We start from the raw sequence: 17,872 nt of genomic DNA on the forward strand, positions 1-17,872 counted from the left end.
GACGATGTCACGCGCGGTAGCTCGCGTGAAGATCAAATAAATGCCGCCAACCGCGTACGGGACACCGAGTACGGACAAAGCAACCGATCAGTTGATCATCTTGTTACCGGCCGTAAGGAACCGCCGACCGCCCGGCCGTCCCAAATGTCGAGATCCCCGCGGGTCCGGGAATGACAGGCACAAACCCCAGGTTGACGCATGTCATGCCGTCACCCTCCGCCGAGCCCACGAACCCCGCCGGCACGACCCCCGGGAGCACGCCCGAGGGCCGTCGCATGCCCCTCGCCGTCTACATCCTCGGCCTGTCCGTCTTCGCACTCGGCACGAGCGAATTCATGCTCTCCGGCCTCCTGCCGCCCATCGCGGACGACATGAACGTCTCCATCCCCAGCGCCGGACTCCTCATATCCGCCTTCGCGATCGGCATGGTCGTCGGCGCCCCGCTCCTCGCGGTGGCCACCCTCCGCCTCCCCCGCAAGACCACCCTCATCGCCCTGATCACCGTCTTCGGCCTCGGACAGGTGGCCGGCGCCCTCGCCCCCACCTACGCGATCCTCTTCGCCTCCCGCATCGTGAGCGCCCTCGCCTGCGCCGGCTTCTGGGCGGTCGGCGCGGCCGTCGCCATCGCGATGGTCCCGGTCGGCTCGCGCGCCCGCGCCATGGCCGTCATGATCGGCGGCCTCTCCATCGCGAACGTCCTCGGCGTCCCCGCCGGCGCCTTCCTCGGCGAACACCTCGGCTGGCGCTCCGCGTTCTGGGCCGTCGGCCTCGCCTCCGCCATCGCCCTCGTCGGCGTGATCACCCGCATCCCGCACATCCCGCTCCCCGAGACCAAGCCCCGCCTCAAGCGCGAGCTCGCCATCTACCGCGACCGCCAGGTGCTCCTCGCCGTCGCCGTCACCGCCCTCGCGGCGGGCGGCGTCTTCTGCGCCTTCTCCTACCTCGCCCCGCTGCTCACCGACGTCTCCGGACTCGACGACAGCTGGATCTCCGGAGTCCTCGCCCTCTTCGGCATCGGCGCCGTCGTCGGCACCGCCATCGGCGGCCGCGTCGCCGACGCCCACCTCTTCGGCGTCCTGCTCAGCGGCATCGCCGCCTCCACCGTCTTCCTGGTCGCCCTGGCGCTCTTCGCGTCCAGCCCGGCCGCGACGATCGTCCTGACCTTCCTCCTCGGCGTCTCCGCCTTCTACACGGCCCCCGCGCTCAACGCCCGCATGTTCAACGTCGCCGGCGCCGCCCCCACCCTCGCGGGCGCCACCACCACCGCCGCGTTCAACCTCGGCAACACCGGCGGCCCCTGGCTCGGCGGCACGGTCATCGACGCGAACCTCGGCTACGCCTCGACGGCCTGGGCGGGCGCGGCGATGACGGCCGTGGGCCTGGGAACGGCGGCCGTCGCCCTCAAGCTCCACAGGTCCCCGTCCCGCGTGGTGACCTCCGGATCACCGGCGGAGCGGAAGGCCGTATCGTCCCGCTGAACCCGTCGCGACCGGCCGGCCGCGCGTGGCCGGAAAATCGCCGCGCGGCCGGCCGTCACGCCCCTAGGGTGGCACCGTGACGACCCAGATGATCATCCTCAACGGCGGTTCCAGCGCCGGGAAGTCCGGCATCGTGCGGTGTCTCCAGGACGTACTGCCGCAGCCCTGGCTGGCGTTCGGGATCGACTCGCTCATCGACGCCATGCCCGTCGCCCTGCAGAGCTCCGACGACGGCATCGGGTTCGCCGCCGACGGAGGCGTCAGCGTCGGGGACGACTTCCGCGCCCTGGAGGGCGCCTGGGCCCAGGGCCTCGTCGCCATGGCCCGCGCCGGCGCCCGCGTCGTCGTCGACGACGTCTTCCTCGGCGGGGCCGCCTCCCAGGAACGCTGGCGGGGCTTCCTCGGCGACCTGGACGTGCTCTGGGTCGGCGTCCGGTGCGACGCCGCCGTCGCCGAAGCCCGCGAGACCGCCCGCGGCGACCGCGTCGCCGGCATGGCCGCGAAGCAGGCCGACCTCGTCCACCGGGGCGTGGTCTACGACATCGAGGTCGACACCACCCACACCGCGTCCCTCGACTGCGCCCGCGCCGTCGCCGCCCGCGTCGTGTGACGCGAGCGCCTCCGGACCCGCGCCGAGACCGCTCACGCCGACGTCAGATCCTGCACCAGGCGCGTCATCAGCGGAGACGGCTCCACCGCCAACTCCCGCCGCAGCAACCGCTGGTAGTCCTTGTAGCGCTTCACCGCGCACGCCGTGTTGCCCTCCGCGATGTGGATCTCGATCAGGATCCGGTGCGCCGTCTCCCTGATCGGGTCGATCTCCGTCGCCGTCAGCGCCGTCTGCAGCGCCGCCAGATACTCCCCGTCCCGCCGCAGCCGCTGCGCCAGGCTCTCCAGCGCGTGCAGCCGCACCTGGTCCCAGCGCTCCCGCTCGAGCACCAGCCACTCGTCCGGCCAGCGCGGCAGCAGCTCCTCGCCCAGGCTCTCCACCAGCGCGTCCGGGTCGGGCGGCGGCGGGCCGTCCGCCACCGCGCCCCGCGCCAGGCCCCGTACCGCGTGCAGATCGACCTCGACCACCGGAGCCAGCCGCAGCCTGTGGTCCACGCACTCCACCGCCGTCACCGGACCCGCCCGCCGACCGTGGCACAGCGCGGTCCTCAGGTTCGCCGCAGCCCTGCTCGGACTGCAGTCGGGCCAGAGCCGCTCGGCTGCCGCACCCCGGTACACGCCGCCGGCCGTGTGCACGGCGAGAAGCGCCAACAGGCGCTGCGCCCCCGAGGGGAGGGGGATGCGGCATCCGGCGTATGAGAGCTCGAAAGCACCGAGCAGTTCGAGGTATACGCCGTTCGATGACACATCCCTCACTGTGCAACCGGCCGGTGGATCACGCATCCGCTCGTCCGCCCGCCCGGACCGCCGCCGTACACCTCCACGGCCCCGCCCCCGGCCCGCCCGCACCGGCCCCGCCCGCCGCCGGAACCCCGCCGGGCCCCGCCGCCCCACCGGGCTGACCGGCGGCCAAACGGCCCCGCGCACGCCCCGGCGACACCCCCGCGACGCCCCGGAAACGATCCCGCGACGCCGCTTGCACGTTCCGGGTGACACACCGTGCACGACGGCCGCCCAGAGTCGGACCGACAAGCCTTTCCGCACGCGGTGCCCACGGGCACGGAAAGCAGGTCCGAGATGAAGCCTCGGGCAGTCCTGGGAGAACTCCGCCCACGGCCCGACGAGCCGTTCGGCGACCCCCGGGTGTGCGTCGCCCTGCTCGACGGCCCCGTGGACCTGTCCCACCCCTGCTTCGCGGGCGCGGATCTTACGCGTCTGGACACCCTGGTGCAGGAGCCCGCGGGCCCCGGCCCGATGTCGCTCCACGGCACCCACGTGGCCAGCCTGCTCTTCGGCCGGCCCGGCACCCCCGTCACCGGGATCGCCCCGCACTGCCGCGGCCTGCTCCTCCCCGTCTTCCGCGACGGCGGCGACGGCCGCGTCCCCCAGATCGACCTGGCCCGCGCCATCGAACGCGCCGTCGAGGAAGGCGCCCACGTCATCAACATCAGCGGCGGCGAACGCGCCGACGACGGCCGGCCCGACGCCCTCCTCGAACGGGCCCTGCGGCTCTGCGAGGACCGGGGCGTCCTGGTCGTCTCCGCCGTCGGCAACGACGGGGCCGACACCCTCCAGGTCCCGGCCGCCGTCCCCTCCGTCCTGGCCGTCGGCGCCGCCGCGGCCGACGGCTCCCCGCTCGACATCAGCAACTGGGGCGGCGCCTACCGGGCCCACGGGATCCTCGCCCCCGGACAGGACATCGAGGGCGCCGCTCCCGGCGGCGGCCTCGCCTCCCTGACGGGCAGCAGCTTCGCCACCCCCCTCGTCGCCGGCACGGCGGCCCTGCTCGTCGCCGCCCAGCTGGCCGGCGGCGCCTCCGCGGACCCGAGGGCCGCCGGCCAGGTACTGCTCTCGACGGCCACCGCACCCGCGGACTGCGCCGACCCGGACGCCCCGGCCTGCCGGCGCGGGCTCGGCGGCAGCCTGGACGCCGTCCGGGCCCTCGCCGCCACCACCAGGAAAGAGGAGACAGCCGTGACCACTCCCGCAGCCGAATCCGCCGCCGCGCCCCAGCCCGGGGCGCCCGCACCGGCACCGGCACCCGCCCCGACCCAGAGCCCCGCACCGCAGGCCGCCCCGGCGGCGGTCGCACCCGTGGCGGCCCCGGCGGTCGTCCCGGCGGCCGCACCCGCAGCCGCCGTCGCGCCCCCGGCGCCCGCGCCCGCGGCCGTACCCCCGCCCGTACAGCAGGCACCCGCCCCCCAGGCCCCGGCACCGGCCCCGCCGCCCGCACCCGTCGCGCCTCCCGCGCCCGCCCCCGCGTACACCTCCCCCCACCCCGCGCACTCCGGCGTACGCCCCTCCTGCGGGTGCGGCGGCGACCCCGCCGGCTGCACCTGCGGCGGCGGGGACGGGAGTACGGCCGGGGGACGGCAGCTGGTGTACGCGATCGGCACCATCGGCTTCGACTACCCGACCGAGGCCCGCCGCGACGGCTTCCGGCAGCAGATGCCGTACTTCACCACCACCGTCGGCGGCGAGGAGGTCGAGCAGGACCCCGACCCGTACAACGTCAACCAGCTCCACGACTACCTCCTCGGCGCCCCCTGGGCCTGCGACAAGCTCACCTGGACCCTCGTCATGGACGGGGCCACGGTGTACGCGCTGGAGGCCGAGACGCCCGTCGCCATGGACTGGGGCCAGCCACTCGTGCTCCCCGAGGAGGTCCAGAAGGAGCGCAGGACGGTAGCGGAGCTCGCCGCCAAGAAGGACACCTCCTTCGAGGCGCTGGTCGCGATGCTGACCAGCCCCCCGGTGTCGACCGTCTACCGCGTGTTCCGCGACGCCATCGCGGGCCAGGCCATCAACGTCGAGCGGCAGACCGACGAGCGCGCCGACTACATCTCCCGCGTCTCCATCCCCGGCGTCCTCACCGGCCGCACCACCCGCCTCTACTCCGGCCAGATCGTGCCGGTGGTCGAGGTGAAGAGCCGCGGCCTCTACACCTGGCACGAGTCCCTGCTCGTCGACACCGTCATCCAGCAGATCAAGGACGAGGCCGGCAACCAGAAGGTCAAGATCCGCAACCCGGAGGAACTGCGCCTGACGATCCGGTCGTTCCTCGACAAGATCTACTACCAGTTCCGCAACCTCGGCCAGACCTCCGCCGACCGCGCGCTCAACTTCATGGGCACCAACACCTACTCCTTCAGCAACATGCTCGCCCAGGGCCTGCTGTCGTCGAGCAAGGTGCCCGGATCCAGCAAGAACCTGTACGCGCTCGACACGGTCGCCGTGACCAAGAGCCCGTACTGCCGCCTCGGTTCGGACTGCCAGGACGTGACCGTGACCTTCTACGACCCGGAGGACGAGCGCAGGTCCCGGCTCTCGTACCAGTTCACGATCGACGTGAGCGACGAGCTGCCGGTCACCCTCGCCCCGGTCCACACCTTCCTCGGCTCCTTCTGACCCGAGGGCTCCTTCCGACACCAGGACTCCTTCCGACCCCAGTACCGCGAGAGGAGAACCCCATGAACACCCGGCGCACTCCGCCTCCACGCGCTCCGGGAACACCGCCGCTCCAGGCCCGTCCGGTCCGCCGCGACGCGTACGAGACCGGCGCGGACCCCCGTACCGGCGTCGGGGCCGCCAAGTCCCCCTGCGCCACCATGACCGGCCCGGCCAGGCAGATGTGCTACGCGAGTTACGGCGTGGCCACCTGACCGAAGCCTTCGAGGAGAGGAAAGGAAACCGTCATGTCCGACGAGACCCACACCACCCGCGAAGCCGGCGACGCGAGCCCCCGCCGGTCCACCGCCGGGCAGCTCCGGCTCCAGCTCCCCCAGCAGTCCGCGCCGGTCGAGCGCGGCAGGCACCCCGAGAGCGGGGACGCCTCCGGCGTCGCGGCCAGCGGCCTGATCGCCAGCCTCCTCGGCGACATCCTGCCGTTCTGAGGCCCGCGACACCGCAAGGACCGCAAGGCCGGAAGACCGCGGCACAACAGCGGTGACAAGGAAAGGAGAACACCATGTTCAAGGAGACCCAAGCCCAGGAAGGCGGCGCGGACACGCCCCGCCGGTCCCCTGCCGGGCAGCTCCGGCTCCAGCTCCCCCAGCAGTCCGCACCCGTCGAGCGCGGCAGGCACCCCGAGAGCGGGGACGCCTCCGGCGGCGCGGCGGCCAGTGGGTTCCTCGGCAGCCTCCTCGGCGACATCCTGCCGTTCTGAGTCCGGCGCCATCGGCGGGACCGGCACCGCGGACCCGTGACCGGTCCGGTCCCGCCCGATCCGAGGAAGAACCATGCGACTCGACCTGCCGAAGCTGGCACCGGCGGTGGACCGGCGGGAGCACTACCTGCCGTTCCGCATCGTCGTCATAGCCCGGCCACCGGGCCTGCCCGAGTTCCTGGTCCACCAGCCGCCGAAGGGCCCCTTCGGAGGTCTGCCCGCCGACCCCGCGCCCCTCGTGCACGGGTACGGGCGCGGCTGGACCTGCGCACCGGCGACGGGCTGCCGCTGGACCGGAGTCCTGTGAGGGAAAGGGTGGTGACGGGTCGTCCGAGCGGCGGCCCGCCACCATGAGGAGAAGGAGCGGAAGCCATGGCGCAGCTGCGGTCGGCGGTCTCCTGGCCGAACGACAAGACGTATCTCTTCCTCGACGACGACACCTACGACCGGTACGACTCGGTGACCGGGGTCCGGGAGGACTCCGGGCTCGGCATCGACCGGTGGGAGGGGCTCCCCCGGTCGCCCGACGCGTTCGTCTGGTGGGGCGCGGGCAAGGCGTACGCCTTCTCCGGCGGCGACTACTTCCGGTACGACGACCCCGCCGACCGGGTCGACCCCGACTATCCGCTCCCGGTGGGCCCCGGCTGGCCCGGACTCCCCGCCGGCGAGGGCGGCGGCCCCGACTGGCGGACCGGCATCGACGCCGCCGTGAACTGGGGCAACGGCAAGCTGTACCTCTTCAAGGGCGACGCGTACGTGCGGTACGACATCACCGCCGACCGGGTCGACCCCGGCTACCCCGTGAAGATCGCGGACCGCTGGACCGGGGTGTTCCCCTCGGGCCTGGACGCGGTCTCCTACCCCGGCGGGCGGTACGCGTACTTCTTCCGCGGCGGCCAGTACCAGCGCTTCGACGTGGACGCCGACGCGGTGGACGCGAGCGGCCCCCTCGACGCGTCCTTCCGGCTCGCGCCGACCCCCTCCGGGGCGGTCGCGCCGGCCCGGTTGCTCAGTCCCGTCCAGGCGAACCGCCTGATGGCCGACCTGATCCGGCGGGGCGTCCTGACCCTGAAGAGCCCGGTGTTCGTGGACGGACCGGCCGGGATCGTGTCACCGACGCCCGCCCAGCGGGTGGTGGTGAGCCCGCCGACCTTCGGCGGCATCCGCTACACGAACCAGATCGCCCCGGCGGCCACCGTCATCGACAACCTCGACCAGCGGATGCTGGTCGCGCTGTACCGGCTGACCCGCTGGATCAACTCCTCCGCGCCCGACGTCACCGAGCTGCTCCACCTGGGCATCGGCCACGGCAACGGCCCGGCCAACGACTGCCACAACGAGGGCAGGGCGCTCGACCTCTCCGGCATCGTGGGCGAGGCGGACGGCGCGGCCTTCACCCGCTCGGTGAAGCAGCACTGGGGCAGTCTGCCCCGCCCGCCCGGCGTCGTCGTCCGCATCAGCCCCACCACGGACCCGCTCGGGTACGGGCTGTTCACGACGGCCTTCCGGTGCGCGACGTTCGAGTGCGAGGCCACGGCGATCGGCGCGGCCAACAAGTGGCCCATGCCGGAGCTGGGCGGCGCCGGGTTCGTGATCTACCCGGACTACGGCGGCTCGGCCGCGCTCCGGGCCGCCCACCAGGACCACATCCACCTCCAGGTGGGCGTGACGCGCAGCCCGCCGCCGTGACGCCGCGCCGAAGCCGCCGTCAGGACGCCGGACGCCCCTTCGGCCGGCGCAGGCCCGCCTCCGTGAGCCGCAGCAGCAGCTCCTTCGACCCGACCTCGACCGCGCCGGCCTCCACCGCGTCCCGGTACCGGTCGGAGGGGATGTCGTAGTGGTCCCGCTCGAAGGCGCGGGGCGGGGCGCCGATCGAGGCGGCGAAGGCGTGCAGCTCGTCGAAGGAGACGTCGCTGACCAGGTGGGACCACATGCGGCCGTGCCCCGGCCAGGTCGGGGGGTCGATGTAGAGGGTCACGTCAGCCCGCCCACCGGCGCGACGACCACGCCCTGCTTGCCGCAGACCCAGTGCGGGTCCGGGCCCAGCTCGGGTTCCACGTCGAGGGCGTGCGGGTCGCCGGAGGAGCAGACCGGGCAGAGCGGCCAGCGCCCGTGGCGTTCGAGCAGGGCGTCCTGCACGTCCTGGGCGACGAGCCCGGCGACGTACGTGACGCCCTCGGGCCACTGCTCGACCCACCAGCGCCGGTGGGTCACGGCGTCCTCCACCATCGACACGACCTCGGCGGCCGCGACCTCGCGGGCCACCAGGTCGGCCAGTACCAGCGCGCGAGCGGCGTGGAGCGCCTGCTCCACGGGGTCGATGTCGTCCATGGACTCATTGTCACTCGCCGCGGGAGAACCGTACGAATACGCCGGCCGGCCGCAGGACCGCCGCCCCGCCGGCCGTACGACTGCCGCCGGGCGCCCATACGGAAGGGACCAAGGCCCCCTCCCGATCGGGGACCGACGGGGTCTTGTCGCCCCACCCCTCCGAAAGTATCTTTCAGATGTGACCAATGATGTGAAGGAAAGTTTCACGAGCGACGCGCCGCCCGCACCCGCCGCCCTCGCGGCCAAGGTCCGGACCCTCGCGCCGTCCATGACCCGCTCCATGCAGCGGGTCGCCGAGGCCGTCGCCGGAGACCCGGCCGGCTGCGCCGCGCTCACAGTCACCGGCCTCGCCGAGCTCACCGGCACCAGCGAGGCGACCGTCGTCCGCACCGCCCGCCTCCTCGGCTACCCCGGCTACCGCGACCTCCGGCTCGCCCTCGCCGGGCTCGCCGCCCAGCAGCAGTCCGGCCGGGCGCCCGCCGTCACCGCCGACATCGCCGTCGACGACCCGATCGCCGACGTCGTCGCCAAGCTGGCCTACGACGAGCAGCAGACCCTCGCCGACACCGCCGCCGGACTCGACACCGTCCAGCTCGGCGCCGCCGTCGCCGCCCTCGCCACCGCCCGCCGCATCGACATCTACGGCGTCGGCGCCTCCGGCCTCGTCGCCCAGGACCTCGGCCAGAAACTCCTTCGCATCGGCCTCCTCGCACACGCCCACAGCGACCCGCACCTCGCGGTCACCAACGCCGTGCAGCTGCGCTCCGGGGACGTGGCCATCGCCATCACCCACTCCGGCTCGACGGGCGACGTCATAGAACCGCTCCGGGTCGCCTTCGACCACGGCGCCACCACGGTCGCGATCACCGGCCGCCCGGACGGCCCGGTCACCCAGTACGCCGACCACGTCCTGACCACCTCCACCGCCCGCGAGAGCGAACTGCGCCCCGCGGCCATGTCGTCCCGCACCAGCCAACTCCTGGTCGTGGACTGCCTGTTCACCTGCGTCACGCAGCGCACGTACGAGACGGCGGCCCCTGCCCTCGCCGCCTCGTACGAAGCCCTCGCCCACCGCCACTCACCCCGCACCCGCTGACCGGCCCACGAAGCCGCCCCCGGCAACCGCACCCGCCGAACCACCCACGAAAGAGCCTCTCGTGTCCACCACGTACTCCGAACTGCGCGCCCAGCTGGCCACCCTCACCACCGAAGCGTTCCGTCCGGAACTGGCCGAGATCGACCAGCTCCCCACCGCCGAGATCGCCGCGCTCATGAACGGCGAGGACGCCACCGTCCCCGCCGCCGTCGCCCGGCAGCTCCCCGCCATCGCCGCCGCGATCGACGCCACCGCCGAGCGCATGGCCCGCGGCGGACGCCTCGTCTACATGGGCGCGGGCACCGCCGGCCGCCTCGGCGTCCTCGACGCCAGCGAATGCCCGCCCACCTTCAACACCGACCCCTCCCGGGTCGTCGGCCTGATCGCCGGCGGCCCGTCCGCCATGGTCAAGGCCGTCGAAGGCGCCGAGGACTCCAAGGAACTCGCCGCCGAGGACCTCACCGCCCTCGGCATCACCGCGGACGACACCGTCGTCGGCATCTCCGCCTCGGGCCGCACCCCGTACGCCATCGGCGCCGTCGAGCACGCCCGCGCCCGGGGCGCGCTCACCATCGGCCTGTCCTGCAACGCGGACAGCGCCCTCGCCGCCGCCGCCGAGCACGGCATCGAGGTCGTCCCCGGCCCCGAGCTGCTCACCGGCTCCACCCGGCTCAAGGCGGGCACCGCCCAGAAGCTCGTCCTCAACATGATCTCGACGATCACCATGATCCGGCTCGGCAAGACGTACGGAAACCTCATGGTCGACGTCCGCGCCTCCAACGAGAAGCTCCAGGCCCGCTCGCGGCGCATCGTCGCGCTGGCCACCGGCGCCCCGGACGAGCAGATCGAGGCCGCGCTCACCGCCGCCGACGGGGAGGTGAAGAACGCGATCCTCATGATCCTCGCCGACATCGACGCCCCGACGGCCGCGCAGCGGCTCACCGTCTCCCAGGGGCATCTGCGTGCGGCGCTGCACGCGAAGTCCAGCTGAGCCCCCTCCCCTCACAGCAAGGCACCACCGCACCATGAGCACAGACGACAAGAACCGCGCCATCGCCGCCGCGATCCTCCCCCTCGTCGGCGGCGCCGAGAACATCAGCTCCGTGGCCCACTGCATGACCCGCCTCCGGCTGGGACTGCGTGACCGCTCGCTCGTCCAGGACGAGGCCCTCAAGGCCCTGCCCCCGGTGATGGGTGTGGTGGAGGACGACACGTACCAGATCGTCCTCGGCCCCGGCACCGTCGCCCGCGTGACCCCCGAGTTCGAGGCCCTGGTGGCGGCCGCGCCGAAGCCGGTGCACTCCGCCGACGACCTCGCGGCACAGGGCGCGGCGATGAAGTCGGCGCGGAAGGCGAAGAACGCCACCCCGTTCAAGCTGTTCCTCCGCCGGATCGCGAACATCTTCGTCCCGCTGATCCCCGCCCTCATCGGCTGCGGCATCATCGCCGGCCTCAACGGGCTGCTCGTCAACCTCGGCTGGCTGCCCGGCGTCACCCCCGCGCTCGCGGCGATGGCCAGCGGGTTCATGGCGCTCATCGCGGTCTTCGTCGGCTACAACACGGCGAAGGAGTTCGGCGGTACGGCGATCCTGGGCGGCGCGGTCGCGGCGATCATCGTCTTCCCCGGCGTCGCGAAGATCGACGCCTTCGGCCAGACGCTCTCCCCCGGCCAGGGCGGTGTGCTCGGCGCGCTCGGCGCGGCGGTCCTCGCGGTGTACGTCGAGAAGTGGTGCCGCCGCTGGGTGCCGGAGGCCCTGGACGTCCTGGTCACCCCGACCCTGACCGTCCTGATCTCGGGCCTGGTGACCATCTTCGGCCTGATGTTCCTGGCCGGTGAGATCTCCACCGCCATCGGCGAGTTCGCCAACTGGCTCCTCGCGAACGCGGGCGCCGGAGCGGGCTTCCTCCTCGGCGGCCTGTTCCTGCCCCTCGTCATGCTCGGCCTCCACCAGGCCCTCATCCCGATCCACACCACGCTCATCGAGCAGCAGGGGTACACGGTCCTCCTCCCCATCCTCGCGATGGCGGGCGCGGGCCAGGTCGGCGCGGCCATGGCCGTCTACCTCAAGCTCCCCCGCAACGGCTCCATCCGCCGCACCATCAAGTCCGCCCTCCCGGCCGGCTTCCTGGGCGTGGGCGAGCCCCTGATCTACGGCGTCTCGCTCCCGCTGGGCCGCCCGTTCATCACCGCCTGCGTCGGCGGCGCGTTCGGCGGCGGCTTCATCGGACTCTTCAGCATGCTGGGCGACTCGGTCGGCTCGACCGCGATCGGCCCCTCGGGCTGGGCCCTCTTCCCGCTCCTCGACGGCAACAAGGGCCTGGGCGGGACGATCGCGATCTACGCGGGCGGGCTGATCGTCGGCTATCTGGTCGGCTTCGTGGCGACGTACTTCTGGGGCTTCAGCAAGGAACTCCTGGAGGAGTTCAACGTGGAGACGGAGCCGAAGTCGGAGCCGGCGGAGGTGACGGGCACGGAGTCCCCGGCGCGGACCCCCGAGCCGGAACCGGCGAAGGTCTGACGACCGAGGCACGAAGCAGGGGGAAGCACGGGGAGGGCCCGGCCGGAGAGATCCGGCCGGGCCCTCCCCTCTGTGCACCCGGTCCGTCCTACCGGCAGAGCACGTCGGCCCCGGGCCGTACGCCCTCCGTGAGGAACCGGGTCACGGCCGTGTCCCCGCAGGCGTTCCCGTTCCCGAGGTAGACCCCGTGCCCGCCGTGGTCGACGGAGACGAGCCGCGCGCGCTGACCGAGGGCGGCGCGCATGGCGAGGCCCTTGGAGTACGGGGTGGAGGGGTCGCGCAGGTTCTGGATCATGAGGATGTTGGACGGCCCGCGGTCGGTGATGCGGACGGGCTTCTCGGTGGCGCCGCCCTTCCAGTACGCGCAGGGGGTGACGTTCACGGGCAGGCCGGCGGTCAGCGGGTGGGCGGCGCGGTCGGCGGTGACGGCGCGCTGGTAGGAGCGGACGGGGGAACGCGGCCAGTCGACGTCGTTGCAGATGACGCCGACGGTGATGGCGGCGGCGTCGTCGGGCATCGGGGCGGCGAGCTCGCGCGGCAGTACGGGCACCCCGGCGGGGTCGAGGGCGTCGGTCACGAGCTGGGCGAAGGCGGGGAAGGCGGCGTCGGAGTACAGGGCCTGCTGAAGCGCCTGGAGGAGCATGGTGCCGGTCAGGGGCACGCCGGGGGTGTTCGACGGGTGCGGCTCGCGGTCGAGCCGGGCGGCGAGACCGAGCACCGCCGCCCGTACGTCCTCGGGGCGTTCGGCGAGCCGCAGCCCTTCCCCGGCACGGTCGGGGTGGGCGGCCCAGGCCGCGAAGTCGGGGAAGCGGTCCTCGGCGCCCGTCGCCATGCCCACGAGCCAGCCGCGGGCGACCCGCCTGGGGTCGGGGTCGTTGCTGCTGTCGAGGACCCAGCGGTCGGTGCGGTCCGGGTACTTCTCGGCGTAGGCGGCGGCGACGTAGGTCCCGTACGACACGCCCCAGGCGGACAGCTTGCGCTCGCCGAGGGCCTGGCGGAGGCGTTCGAGGTCGCGCACCTGGTTGGCGGTGGTCAGCCCGCGCAGCATGGCGCCGCCGTTGCGGGCGCAGGTGTCGGCGATCCGCTTGGACCGGGCGACGTTCTCGTCGATGCCGCCGTCGGCGCCGGGCCAGGACCGCAGCGTCACCATCCACCGGTCGCCCTCGTCGAGCCCGCACCGCGCCTTCGCGGAGCCGCCGATGCCCCGCGGGTCGAAGGCGACGAGGTCGTAGGCCCCGTCGAGCTGCCCGGCGAGCACGGCCCCCTTCTGCGCGAGCCGCTGCACACCGGAACTCCCGGGCCCCCCGGGAATGACCATGAGCGCCCCGCGCCGGGCCTCGGGCCGGGTGCTCCGGATGCGGGAGACGGCGAGCTGGATCCGCTCGCCGTCGGGATCGGCGTAGTCGAGGGGTACGGAGAGCTTGGCGCACTCCTGCCCGGGCAGCGGCTTCACCGCGGGGTCGCAGACCCCCCAGTCGAGCCCGGCGGCGACGGCGGGAGCACCCCCGCCGGAAACGACCCCGGCGCCGGCGACGGCGAGGGCGGAGAGGGCGAGAAGCAGGGCGTTGCGTCCACGGTTCGTTGTCATACCCACAGCCTCCCGAACCCGCCCCGCCCACCCCATCCGGCGAACAGGCGGATCGGTGGTGGGGTCAACCCCCGGGTGCGGGAGGGGTGTTCGGGAGGGGAGGTGCTGTGGAGCCGGTCAGAACCAGTGGAGGCAGTGCGGGGTGCGGTCGGAGCGGAAGAGGGTGTCGGCGAGGGCGGGGGCGGCCGGGTGGTGGGCTCGGATGTGGCCGGCGCGCACGAGGGTGGTCGGGGTGGTGCCGCCGAGGTAGATCGAGCCCAAGTCCCTTACGTCCAGGGAGAGATCGGGTTCCCGGTCGGTCGGAGCGCAGTCCGCCTTGCCGTCGCGGACGGTCAGGAGGTAGCGGCCGTGCTCGCCGAGGAAGGGGTCGTCGACGTCGAGGACGAGCTCGCCGTCCGTGTCCCAGCCGCGTGCGGTCAGCGCGCGCGGGACGTCGAGGATCCGTACCCAGAGCCAGTCGGTGTCGCCGCCGACCTGCCCGGCGCGGAAGTCCGTGAGCTGCCAGCGCAGCGGATGCTCGGGCGGAAGGTGCTTGAACACGACCTGGGAGACCAGGTCGTGGCCGAGGAGGAACCGGGCCAGGGCCGTGAGGACGGCGTCGTCGGTGGCGATGGTCTCGTCGACGGTGAGGGCGTTCTCGGCGTCGTCGCGGGAGTAGCTCGCGTATCCGTCGGGGACGCCGTCGGCGTCGCGGTGGACGGCGACGTAGCGCGGCGCCGGGGAGACCGGGGGCTGCCCCGCGCCCAGGGCCCACCAGCGGGGCGGCCGGGACAGCGCGCCGGGCTGCGCGCGGCGGTACCGGTCGTAGACGGTTTCGAGGATCTCCCCGCAGTCGGCACGACGGAGCACTTCGACGGAGCCGGGGCGGGGCGCCGGGCCGGACTCCTGGCCGAACTCCTGGACGTCGGTGGTTCCGCCCGCCCGGGAAGGGGCGAGGGCCGCCTGATGGCGGGGCACGGTGAGACGGGCGGTGTAGGTCGCGGGCCCGTAGCCGAACCGGCCGTAGATCGGGGCCTCGGAGGCGAGCAGGACGGAGAGGAACTCCCCGCGGCCGCGCAGCTCGTCGAGCTGATACCGCATCATCGCGCCGAGGACGCCCCGACGCCGGTGCGAGGGGAGGACGCCGACGGCACTCACCCCGGCGGCGGGGGCGAGGACCCCGCCGGGCAGGGTCAGCTCGAAGGAATACGACCCGGCGGTGCCGACGGGCACGCCGTCGGCGGTGGAGGCGAGCACACCCCGGTCCATTTCGAGCGCCGACCACCAGAGCCCGCCACCGCCCTCGGCGGGCGTCTCGGTGAAGCGCCCGAAGGCGGCGTGGAGGGTGTCGACGAAGACGGTGAGGTCCTGGTCGGTGGTGGAACGGATCTCCATGACGACGGCTTCCTCCCGGGAAGGGCACGGACACGACGAGGTGCGGTGCCCGGGCACAGTGCAGTCCGACGGGGAGAAGGGGTCAACCGAATTACGCGGCAGTCCGCGGACCAGGACACGGTTTATGCGAACGCGCCACGAGGACAACACCACTAGTCTGACGGTGAGTTACCCCGAGGAGGATCACTGTGCGAGCGACGCACCGGCACGTCACGCATCTGGCTCTGGTGGCTGCGCTGACCGGTTTGGCGGGCTGTTCCGGCGGCGCGTCCGGGACGGACACGGACGCCGGGGCCCCGGGTGCGACCTCCGGCGCCAAGCCTCCGGCCGCGGCGAAGCCGAAGGCGTTCGACCCTCCGGCGAAGTTCGGCGAGGAGATCGCCCTGCCCGTGGACGAGGACGTCAAGGACTGGGGGTTCGCCCTGCACGGGCCCACGCTGTACCACCGGACCTCCGCGGCCCTCGACGCCTACGACACCCACTCCGGGCAGAAGCTCTGGTCGTCCCCCCTCGGCCGCAAGGACTGGTACACCGGCAAGGAGGGCCAGCCGAGCGACGACCAGGTCATCCCCCCGGTCCTCGCCCAGCAGGACGGGCGCACGGGCGTCCTCTTCGCGTACGCCGACTACACGAAGGGCTCGGGCACCGAGCGCGACCGGACCGACGTCTACCTGCGTTCCGTCGACGCGGACAGCGGCAAGGTGTCCTGGACGATCCGGCTGCCCGCGCCGAAGGGGGCGACCGTGAGTGACCTGGAGCCAGGGGTGATCGGCGCCGAGGGCGGAACCGCCGCCGTCAGGGTCCTCACCAGCACGGACGGCGGCGGCAGGGACGGCGGCCAGAGCGCCACCACCTACGCGGTCGACCTGAAGAGCCACCAGGTGACCTGGCAGAAGGACGGCTTCGCGGGCGGCGTGCTGGACAGCGGCGTCGTCATCGGCGCCCAGCTCAGCGAGGAGGCGACCTTCCAGGCGATCGACGGCTGGCACTCCCCGCAGAAGGACCTCGCCCTCGCGGGCCTGGCGCTCACGGACGGCTCCCCGCGCTGGAAGGAGGAGGACCGCGCCGGCGTGGAGGTCGAGCAGGTGGGAGGCGGCTTCTTCGTCGCGGGCACGCTGCGCGACAGCCGTACGGGCGAGCGCGTCGCCGGCGCACCGAACAGCAGCCTCATCCACTGCGTCCACGACCAGCGGTCCGTGGTCGTCTGCGACACCAAGGAGACCGCACGGGGCATCGACGCCCAGAGCCGCAAGGTGCTCTGGACCATCTCCGAGAACGACCCCTCGCGGAAGAAGCCCGAGGTCGAGAACGCCTTCCACGGTGCCGTCTACGCCACGGCCGACGCCGACGGCGTCATCCTCGACGCCCGCACGGGCAAGGACCGCGGCCTCTACGACGGCGCGAGCACGTACGTGATCAACGAGTACGCGGCGGTGGGCATCGACCTGAACGTGTACCCCGCGACCGGGTGAGCCGGGCCTCGGCCCGACCTGCGGCCGGGTGAGCCGGGCCTCGGTTCGACCTCGGCCCGACCTGCGACCGGCCCGCCGACACGACCGGCCGCAGCCCGGGGCCGCGGCCACGCTGCGGCTCCTGATAGAACCCGGGCATGACATACAGGTTCACAGCCCGCGCCGTCGCGGCCGAGGCGGACGTCGAGGGCGAGATGCAGGCCGGTGTGGCGGAGGAGGACGAGGGCTTCTTCCTCCTGTTCACGCGCGCCCTCGGCGAGCCGTCCGCACAGGACGTCCCGCTCGGGCTCGACACGTACCAAGTGACCACCCCGGACGAGTGCACGGCCTACGGCTGCGTCCGCGAGGCGACCCTCACGGACACCTCGCTCACGGTGACGCTGGACCCGGCCTGCCTGGACGACCTGGAGCTGGACGACACGACGATCGAGGCCGTACTCGACGTACCGGCCGAGAGCATCGCCGAGCTGCGCACCGTACTCGCGAAGGTACTGACCTCCGGCCGCGAGGAATCCCACCCCCTCCTCACCGGCTTCCCGACCTGACCCCTCACCGAGGCGCCGAGCCCCGCGTCAGCTCAGGAACGTCTTCCGCCACTCCAGCGGAGACATCGTGAGCGCCGCCTCCGCGAGGGCACGCGCCGACGCCGTCTTGAGGCTGTTCATGGACGTGTCGATCCAGTCCTGGACCAGCGTGTTGCCCTGAGACCGGTACTCCACGGCCTGCACGAGGCACTCCAGCTTGTCCGCGTCCTTGGCCACGATCGCCTCGGGACTGTCGTTCGCCTCGTACTCCTCGACCACCCGCTGCACCCCGGCCCGCACCGCCGGGTGCGCGGCGGACACCTGATCGGCGGTGACCGTCCGGTTCGACGCCGCGTCGATGTACCGGCGGCCGATGTGCGGGATGTCGCCGATCCGCGTCTCCTGCGTGTCGTGGAACAGGCACATGAGGGCGACCTTGGCGGGGTCCACGCCCTCCATCATGGCCAGCACGGCGCCGACGATGCCCACGCGGAACGAATGCTCGGCGATCGACTCGGGATTGTTGTTCCCGGTGAACCACCACCCGGTGCGCTTGGCGTTCTTGAGGACGCCCATATGGTGGTCTGCGTGCGCGGGATGCTTTCGCGCGCCAAGCGCAGGACGAATCCCGCGATGGATCCCGTAGCCGCACGACCCCGCGCAGGTGGTCTTGACGTCATGGCCGAACTCCCCGAGAACGTTCCGTCCTCCAACAC

Annotated in this window: 19 protein-coding genes; 13 read left to right on the forward strand and 6 right to left on the reverse strand. The window is 73.1% G+C overall.

Annotated features, from left to right (window positions below):
- The first annotated feature begins 275 nt into the window (after window positions 1–275).
- Both ASD33_RS04000 and cpt read left to right on the forward strand, forming a co-directional pair.
- Window positions 276–1,478 (forward strand): Cmx/CmrA family chloramphenicol efflux MFS transporter, encoded by a 1,203-nt coding sequence (locus ASD33_RS04000; RefSeq protein ID WP_056553866.1) that lies wholly within the window; start codon window positions 276–278, stop codon window positions 1,476–1,478.
- 76 nt (window positions 1,479–1,554) lie between these two features.
- Entirely contained in the window at window positions 1,555–2,088 is a 534-nt protein-coding gene (gene cpt, locus ASD33_RS04005) for a chloramphenicol phosphotransferase CPT (protein WP_242426825.1), read from the forward strand.
- 32 nt (window positions 2,089–2,120) lie between these two features.
- Here cpt and ASD33_RS35375 read toward each other — a convergent pair whose 3' ends face one another.
- On the reverse strand, window positions 2,121–2,582 hold the full coding sequence (locus ASD33_RS35375; RefSeq protein WP_157869990.1) for a bacterial transcriptional activator domain-containing protein: 462 nt from the start codon (window positions 2,580–2,582) through the stop codon (window positions 2,121–2,123).
- Window positions 2,583–3,164: 582 nt separating this feature from the next.
- Here ASD33_RS35375 and ASD33_RS36725 point away from each other — a divergent pair.
- The 6 genes from ASD33_RS36725 to ASD33_RS36055 all read left to right on the forward strand — a co-directional run bounded on the left by ASD33_RS36725 (window position 3,165) and on the right by ASD33_RS36055 (window position 7,941).
- The gene (locus tag ASD33_RS36725; protein ID WP_079044526.1) at window positions 3,165–5,495 is read left to right on the forward strand and encodes a S8 family serine peptidase; all 2,331 of its coding nucleotides are present in this window, start codon (window positions 3,165–3,167) and stop codon (window positions 5,493–5,495) included.
- A 62-nt stretch (window positions 5,496–5,557) separates the two neighbouring features.
- Window positions 5,558–5,749 carry a hypothetical protein gene (locus ASD33_RS04020; RefSeq protein ID WP_056553188.1) on the forward strand — a complete coding sequence of 64 codons (192 nt, stop codon included), beginning with the start codon at window positions 5,558–5,560 and terminating at the stop codon, window positions 5,747–5,749.
- Window positions 5,750–5,782: 33 nt separating this feature from the next.
- A complete protein-coding gene (locus ASD33_RS04025) occupies window positions 5,783–5,980 on the forward strand; it encodes a hypothetical protein (RefSeq protein ID WP_056553191.1) in 198 nt (65 codons plus the stop codon).
- Between the two features lie 74 nt (window positions 5,981–6,054).
- Window positions 6,055–6,252, forward strand: a complete 198-nt coding sequence (locus ASD33_RS04030; protein ID WP_056553194.1) for a hypothetical protein — start codon at window positions 6,055–6,057, stop codon at window positions 6,250–6,252.
- A gap of 73 nt (window positions 6,253–6,325) precedes the next feature.
- A complete protein-coding gene (locus ASD33_RS04035; protein ID WP_056553197.1) occupies window positions 6,326–6,559 on the forward strand; it encodes a hypothetical protein in 234 nt (77 codons plus the stop codon).
- 65 nt (window positions 6,560–6,624) lie between these two features.
- On the forward strand, window positions 6,625–7,941 hold the full coding sequence (locus ASD33_RS36055) for a hemopexin repeat-containing protein (protein ID WP_056553200.1): 1,317 nt from the start codon (window positions 6,625–6,627) through the stop codon (window positions 7,939–7,941).
- A 19-nt stretch (window positions 7,942–7,960) separates the two neighbouring features.
- On the opposite strand, the gene ASD33_RS04045 is transcribed toward ASD33_RS36055, so the two are convergent.
- Both ASD33_RS04045 and ASD33_RS04050 read right to left on the reverse strand, forming a co-directional pair.
- Window positions 7,961–8,230 (reverse strand): DUF4031 domain-containing protein, encoded by a 270-nt coding sequence (locus tag ASD33_RS04045; RefSeq protein ID WP_056553203.1) that lies wholly within the window; start codon window positions 8,228–8,230, stop codon window positions 7,961–7,963.
- The gene (locus tag ASD33_RS04050) at window positions 8,227–8,583 is read right to left on the reverse strand and encodes a hypothetical protein (protein WP_056553205.1); all 357 of its coding nucleotides are present in this window, start codon (window positions 8,581–8,583) and stop codon (window positions 8,227–8,229) included. Before ASD33_RS04050 ends, ASD33_RS04045 begins: the two co-directional genes overlap by 4 nt.
- A gap of 178 nt (window positions 8,584–8,761) precedes the next feature.
- Here ASD33_RS04050 and ASD33_RS04055 point away from each other — a divergent pair, with 178 nt between their 5' ends.
- The 3 genes from ASD33_RS04055 (at window position 8,762) to ASD33_RS04065 (ending at window position 12,198) form a co-directional block, all read left to right on the forward strand.
- The gene (locus tag ASD33_RS04055; RefSeq protein ID WP_056553208.1) at window positions 8,762–9,679 is read left to right on the forward strand and encodes a MurR/RpiR family transcriptional regulator; all 918 of its coding nucleotides are present in this window, start codon (window positions 8,762–8,764) and stop codon (window positions 9,677–9,679) included.
- 61 nt (window positions 9,680–9,740) lie between these two features.
- Complete coding sequence (murQ, locus tag ASD33_RS04060; protein WP_079044527.1) at window positions 9,741–10,670, forward strand: N-acetylmuramic acid 6-phosphate etherase; 930 nt, start codon at window positions 9,741–9,743, stop codon at window positions 10,668–10,670.
- Window positions 10,671–10,704: 34 nt separating this feature from the next.
- A complete protein-coding gene (locus ASD33_RS04065) occupies window positions 10,705–12,198 on the forward strand; it encodes a PTS transporter subunit EIIC (RefSeq protein WP_056553210.1) in 1,494 nt (497 codons plus the stop codon).
- An 88-nt stretch (window positions 12,199–12,286) separates the two neighbouring features.
- Here the strand turns inward: ASD33_RS04065 and ASD33_RS04070 are convergent, their stop codons facing one another.
- Window positions 12,287–13,786: an alpha/beta hydrolase gene (locus ASD33_RS04070; RefSeq protein WP_079044528.1), complete on the reverse strand. Its 1,500-nt coding sequence runs from the start codon at window positions 13,784–13,786 to the stop codon at window positions 12,287–12,289.
- Between the two features lie 117 nt (window positions 13,787–13,903).
- Entirely contained in the window at window positions 13,904–15,160 is a 1,257-nt protein-coding gene (locus ASD33_RS04075; RefSeq protein ID WP_056553215.1) for a GNAT family N-acetyltransferase, read from the reverse strand.
- Between the two features lie 188 nt (window positions 15,161–15,348).
- Between ASD33_RS04075 and ASD33_RS04080 the strand changes: the two genes are divergently transcribed.
- Together ASD33_RS04080 and ASD33_RS04085 are read left to right on the forward strand one after the other, a co-directional pair.
- Window positions 15,349–16,632 carry a hypothetical protein gene (locus ASD33_RS04080; protein WP_057573879.1) on the forward strand — a complete coding sequence of 428 codons (1,284 nt, stop codon included), beginning with the start codon at window positions 15,349–15,351 and terminating at the stop codon, window positions 16,630–16,632.
- A 137-nt stretch (window positions 16,633–16,769) separates the two neighbouring features.
- Complete coding sequence (locus tag ASD33_RS04085; protein ID WP_056553221.1) at window positions 16,770–17,177, forward strand: Imm10 family immunity protein; 408 nt, start codon at window positions 16,770–16,772, stop codon at window positions 17,175–17,177.
- A gap of 27 nt (window positions 17,178–17,204) precedes the next feature.
- Here ASD33_RS04085 and ASD33_RS04090 read toward each other — a convergent pair whose 3' ends face one another.
- Window positions 17,205–17,732 (reverse strand): HD domain-containing protein, encoded by a 528-nt coding sequence (locus tag ASD33_RS04090; RefSeq protein WP_056553224.1) that lies wholly within the window; start codon window positions 17,730–17,732, stop codon window positions 17,205–17,207.
- Window positions 17,733–17,872: the final 140 nt, after the last annotated feature.

Origin of the sequence: Streptomyces sp. Root1304 (assembly GCF_001426405.1) — a bacterium.
GTDB lineage: Bacteria > Actinomycetota > Actinomycetes > Streptomycetales > Streptomycetaceae > Streptomyces.

Excerpts from the sequence above, each read along its gene's own strand:
- ASD33_RS04000 (WP_056553866.1), top strand. The coding sequence starts at position 276 with ATGCCCCTCGCCGTCTACATCCTCGGCCTGTCCGTCTTCGCACTCGGC.
- ASD33_RS36725 (WP_079044526.1), top strand. The coding sequence starts at position 3,165 with ATGAAGCCTCGGGCAGTCCTGGGAGAACTCCGCCCACGGCCCGACGAG.
- ASD33_RS04020 (WP_056553188.1), top strand. The coding sequence starts at position 5,558 with ATGAACACCCGGCGCACTCCGCCTCCACGCGCTCCGGGAACACCGCCG.
- ASD33_RS04025 (WP_056553191.1), top strand. The coding sequence starts at position 5,783 with ATGTCCGACGAGACCCACACCACCCGCGAAGCCGGCGACGCGAGCCCC.
- ASD33_RS04030 (WP_056553194.1), top strand. The coding sequence starts at position 6,055 with ATGTTCAAGGAGACCCAAGCCCAGGAAGGCGGCGCGGACACGCCCCGC.
- ASD33_RS04035 (WP_056553197.1), top strand. The coding sequence starts at position 6,326 with ATGCGACTCGACCTGCCGAAGCTGGCACCGGCGGTGGACCGGCGGGAG.
- ASD33_RS36055 (WP_056553200.1), top strand. The coding sequence starts at position 6,625 with ATGGCGCAGCTGCGGTCGGCGGTCTCCTGGCCGAACGACAAGACGTAT.
- ASD33_RS04050 (WP_056553205.1), bottom strand. The coding sequence starts at position 8,583 with ATGGACGACATCGACCCCGTGGAGCAGGCGCTCCACGCCGCTCGCGCG.
- ASD33_RS04065 (WP_056553210.1), top strand. The coding sequence starts at position 10,705 with ATGAGCACAGACGACAAGAACCGCGCCATCGCCGCCGCGATCCTCCCC.
- ASD33_RS04070 (WP_079044528.1), bottom strand. The coding sequence starts at position 13,786 with ATGACAACGAACCGTGGACGCAACGCCCTGCTTCTCGCCCTCTCCGCC.
- ASD33_RS04075 (WP_056553215.1), bottom strand. The coding sequence starts at position 15,160 with ATGGAGATCCGTTCCACCACCGACCAGGACCTCACCGTCTTCGTCGAC.
- ASD33_RS04085 (WP_056553221.1), top strand. The coding sequence starts at position 16,770 with ATGACATACAGGTTCACAGCCCGCGCCGTCGCGGCCGAGGCGGACGTC.
- ASD33_RS04090 (WP_056553224.1), bottom strand. The coding sequence starts at position 17,732 with ATGGGCGTCCTCAAGAACGCCAAGCGCACCGGGTGGTGGTTCACCGGG.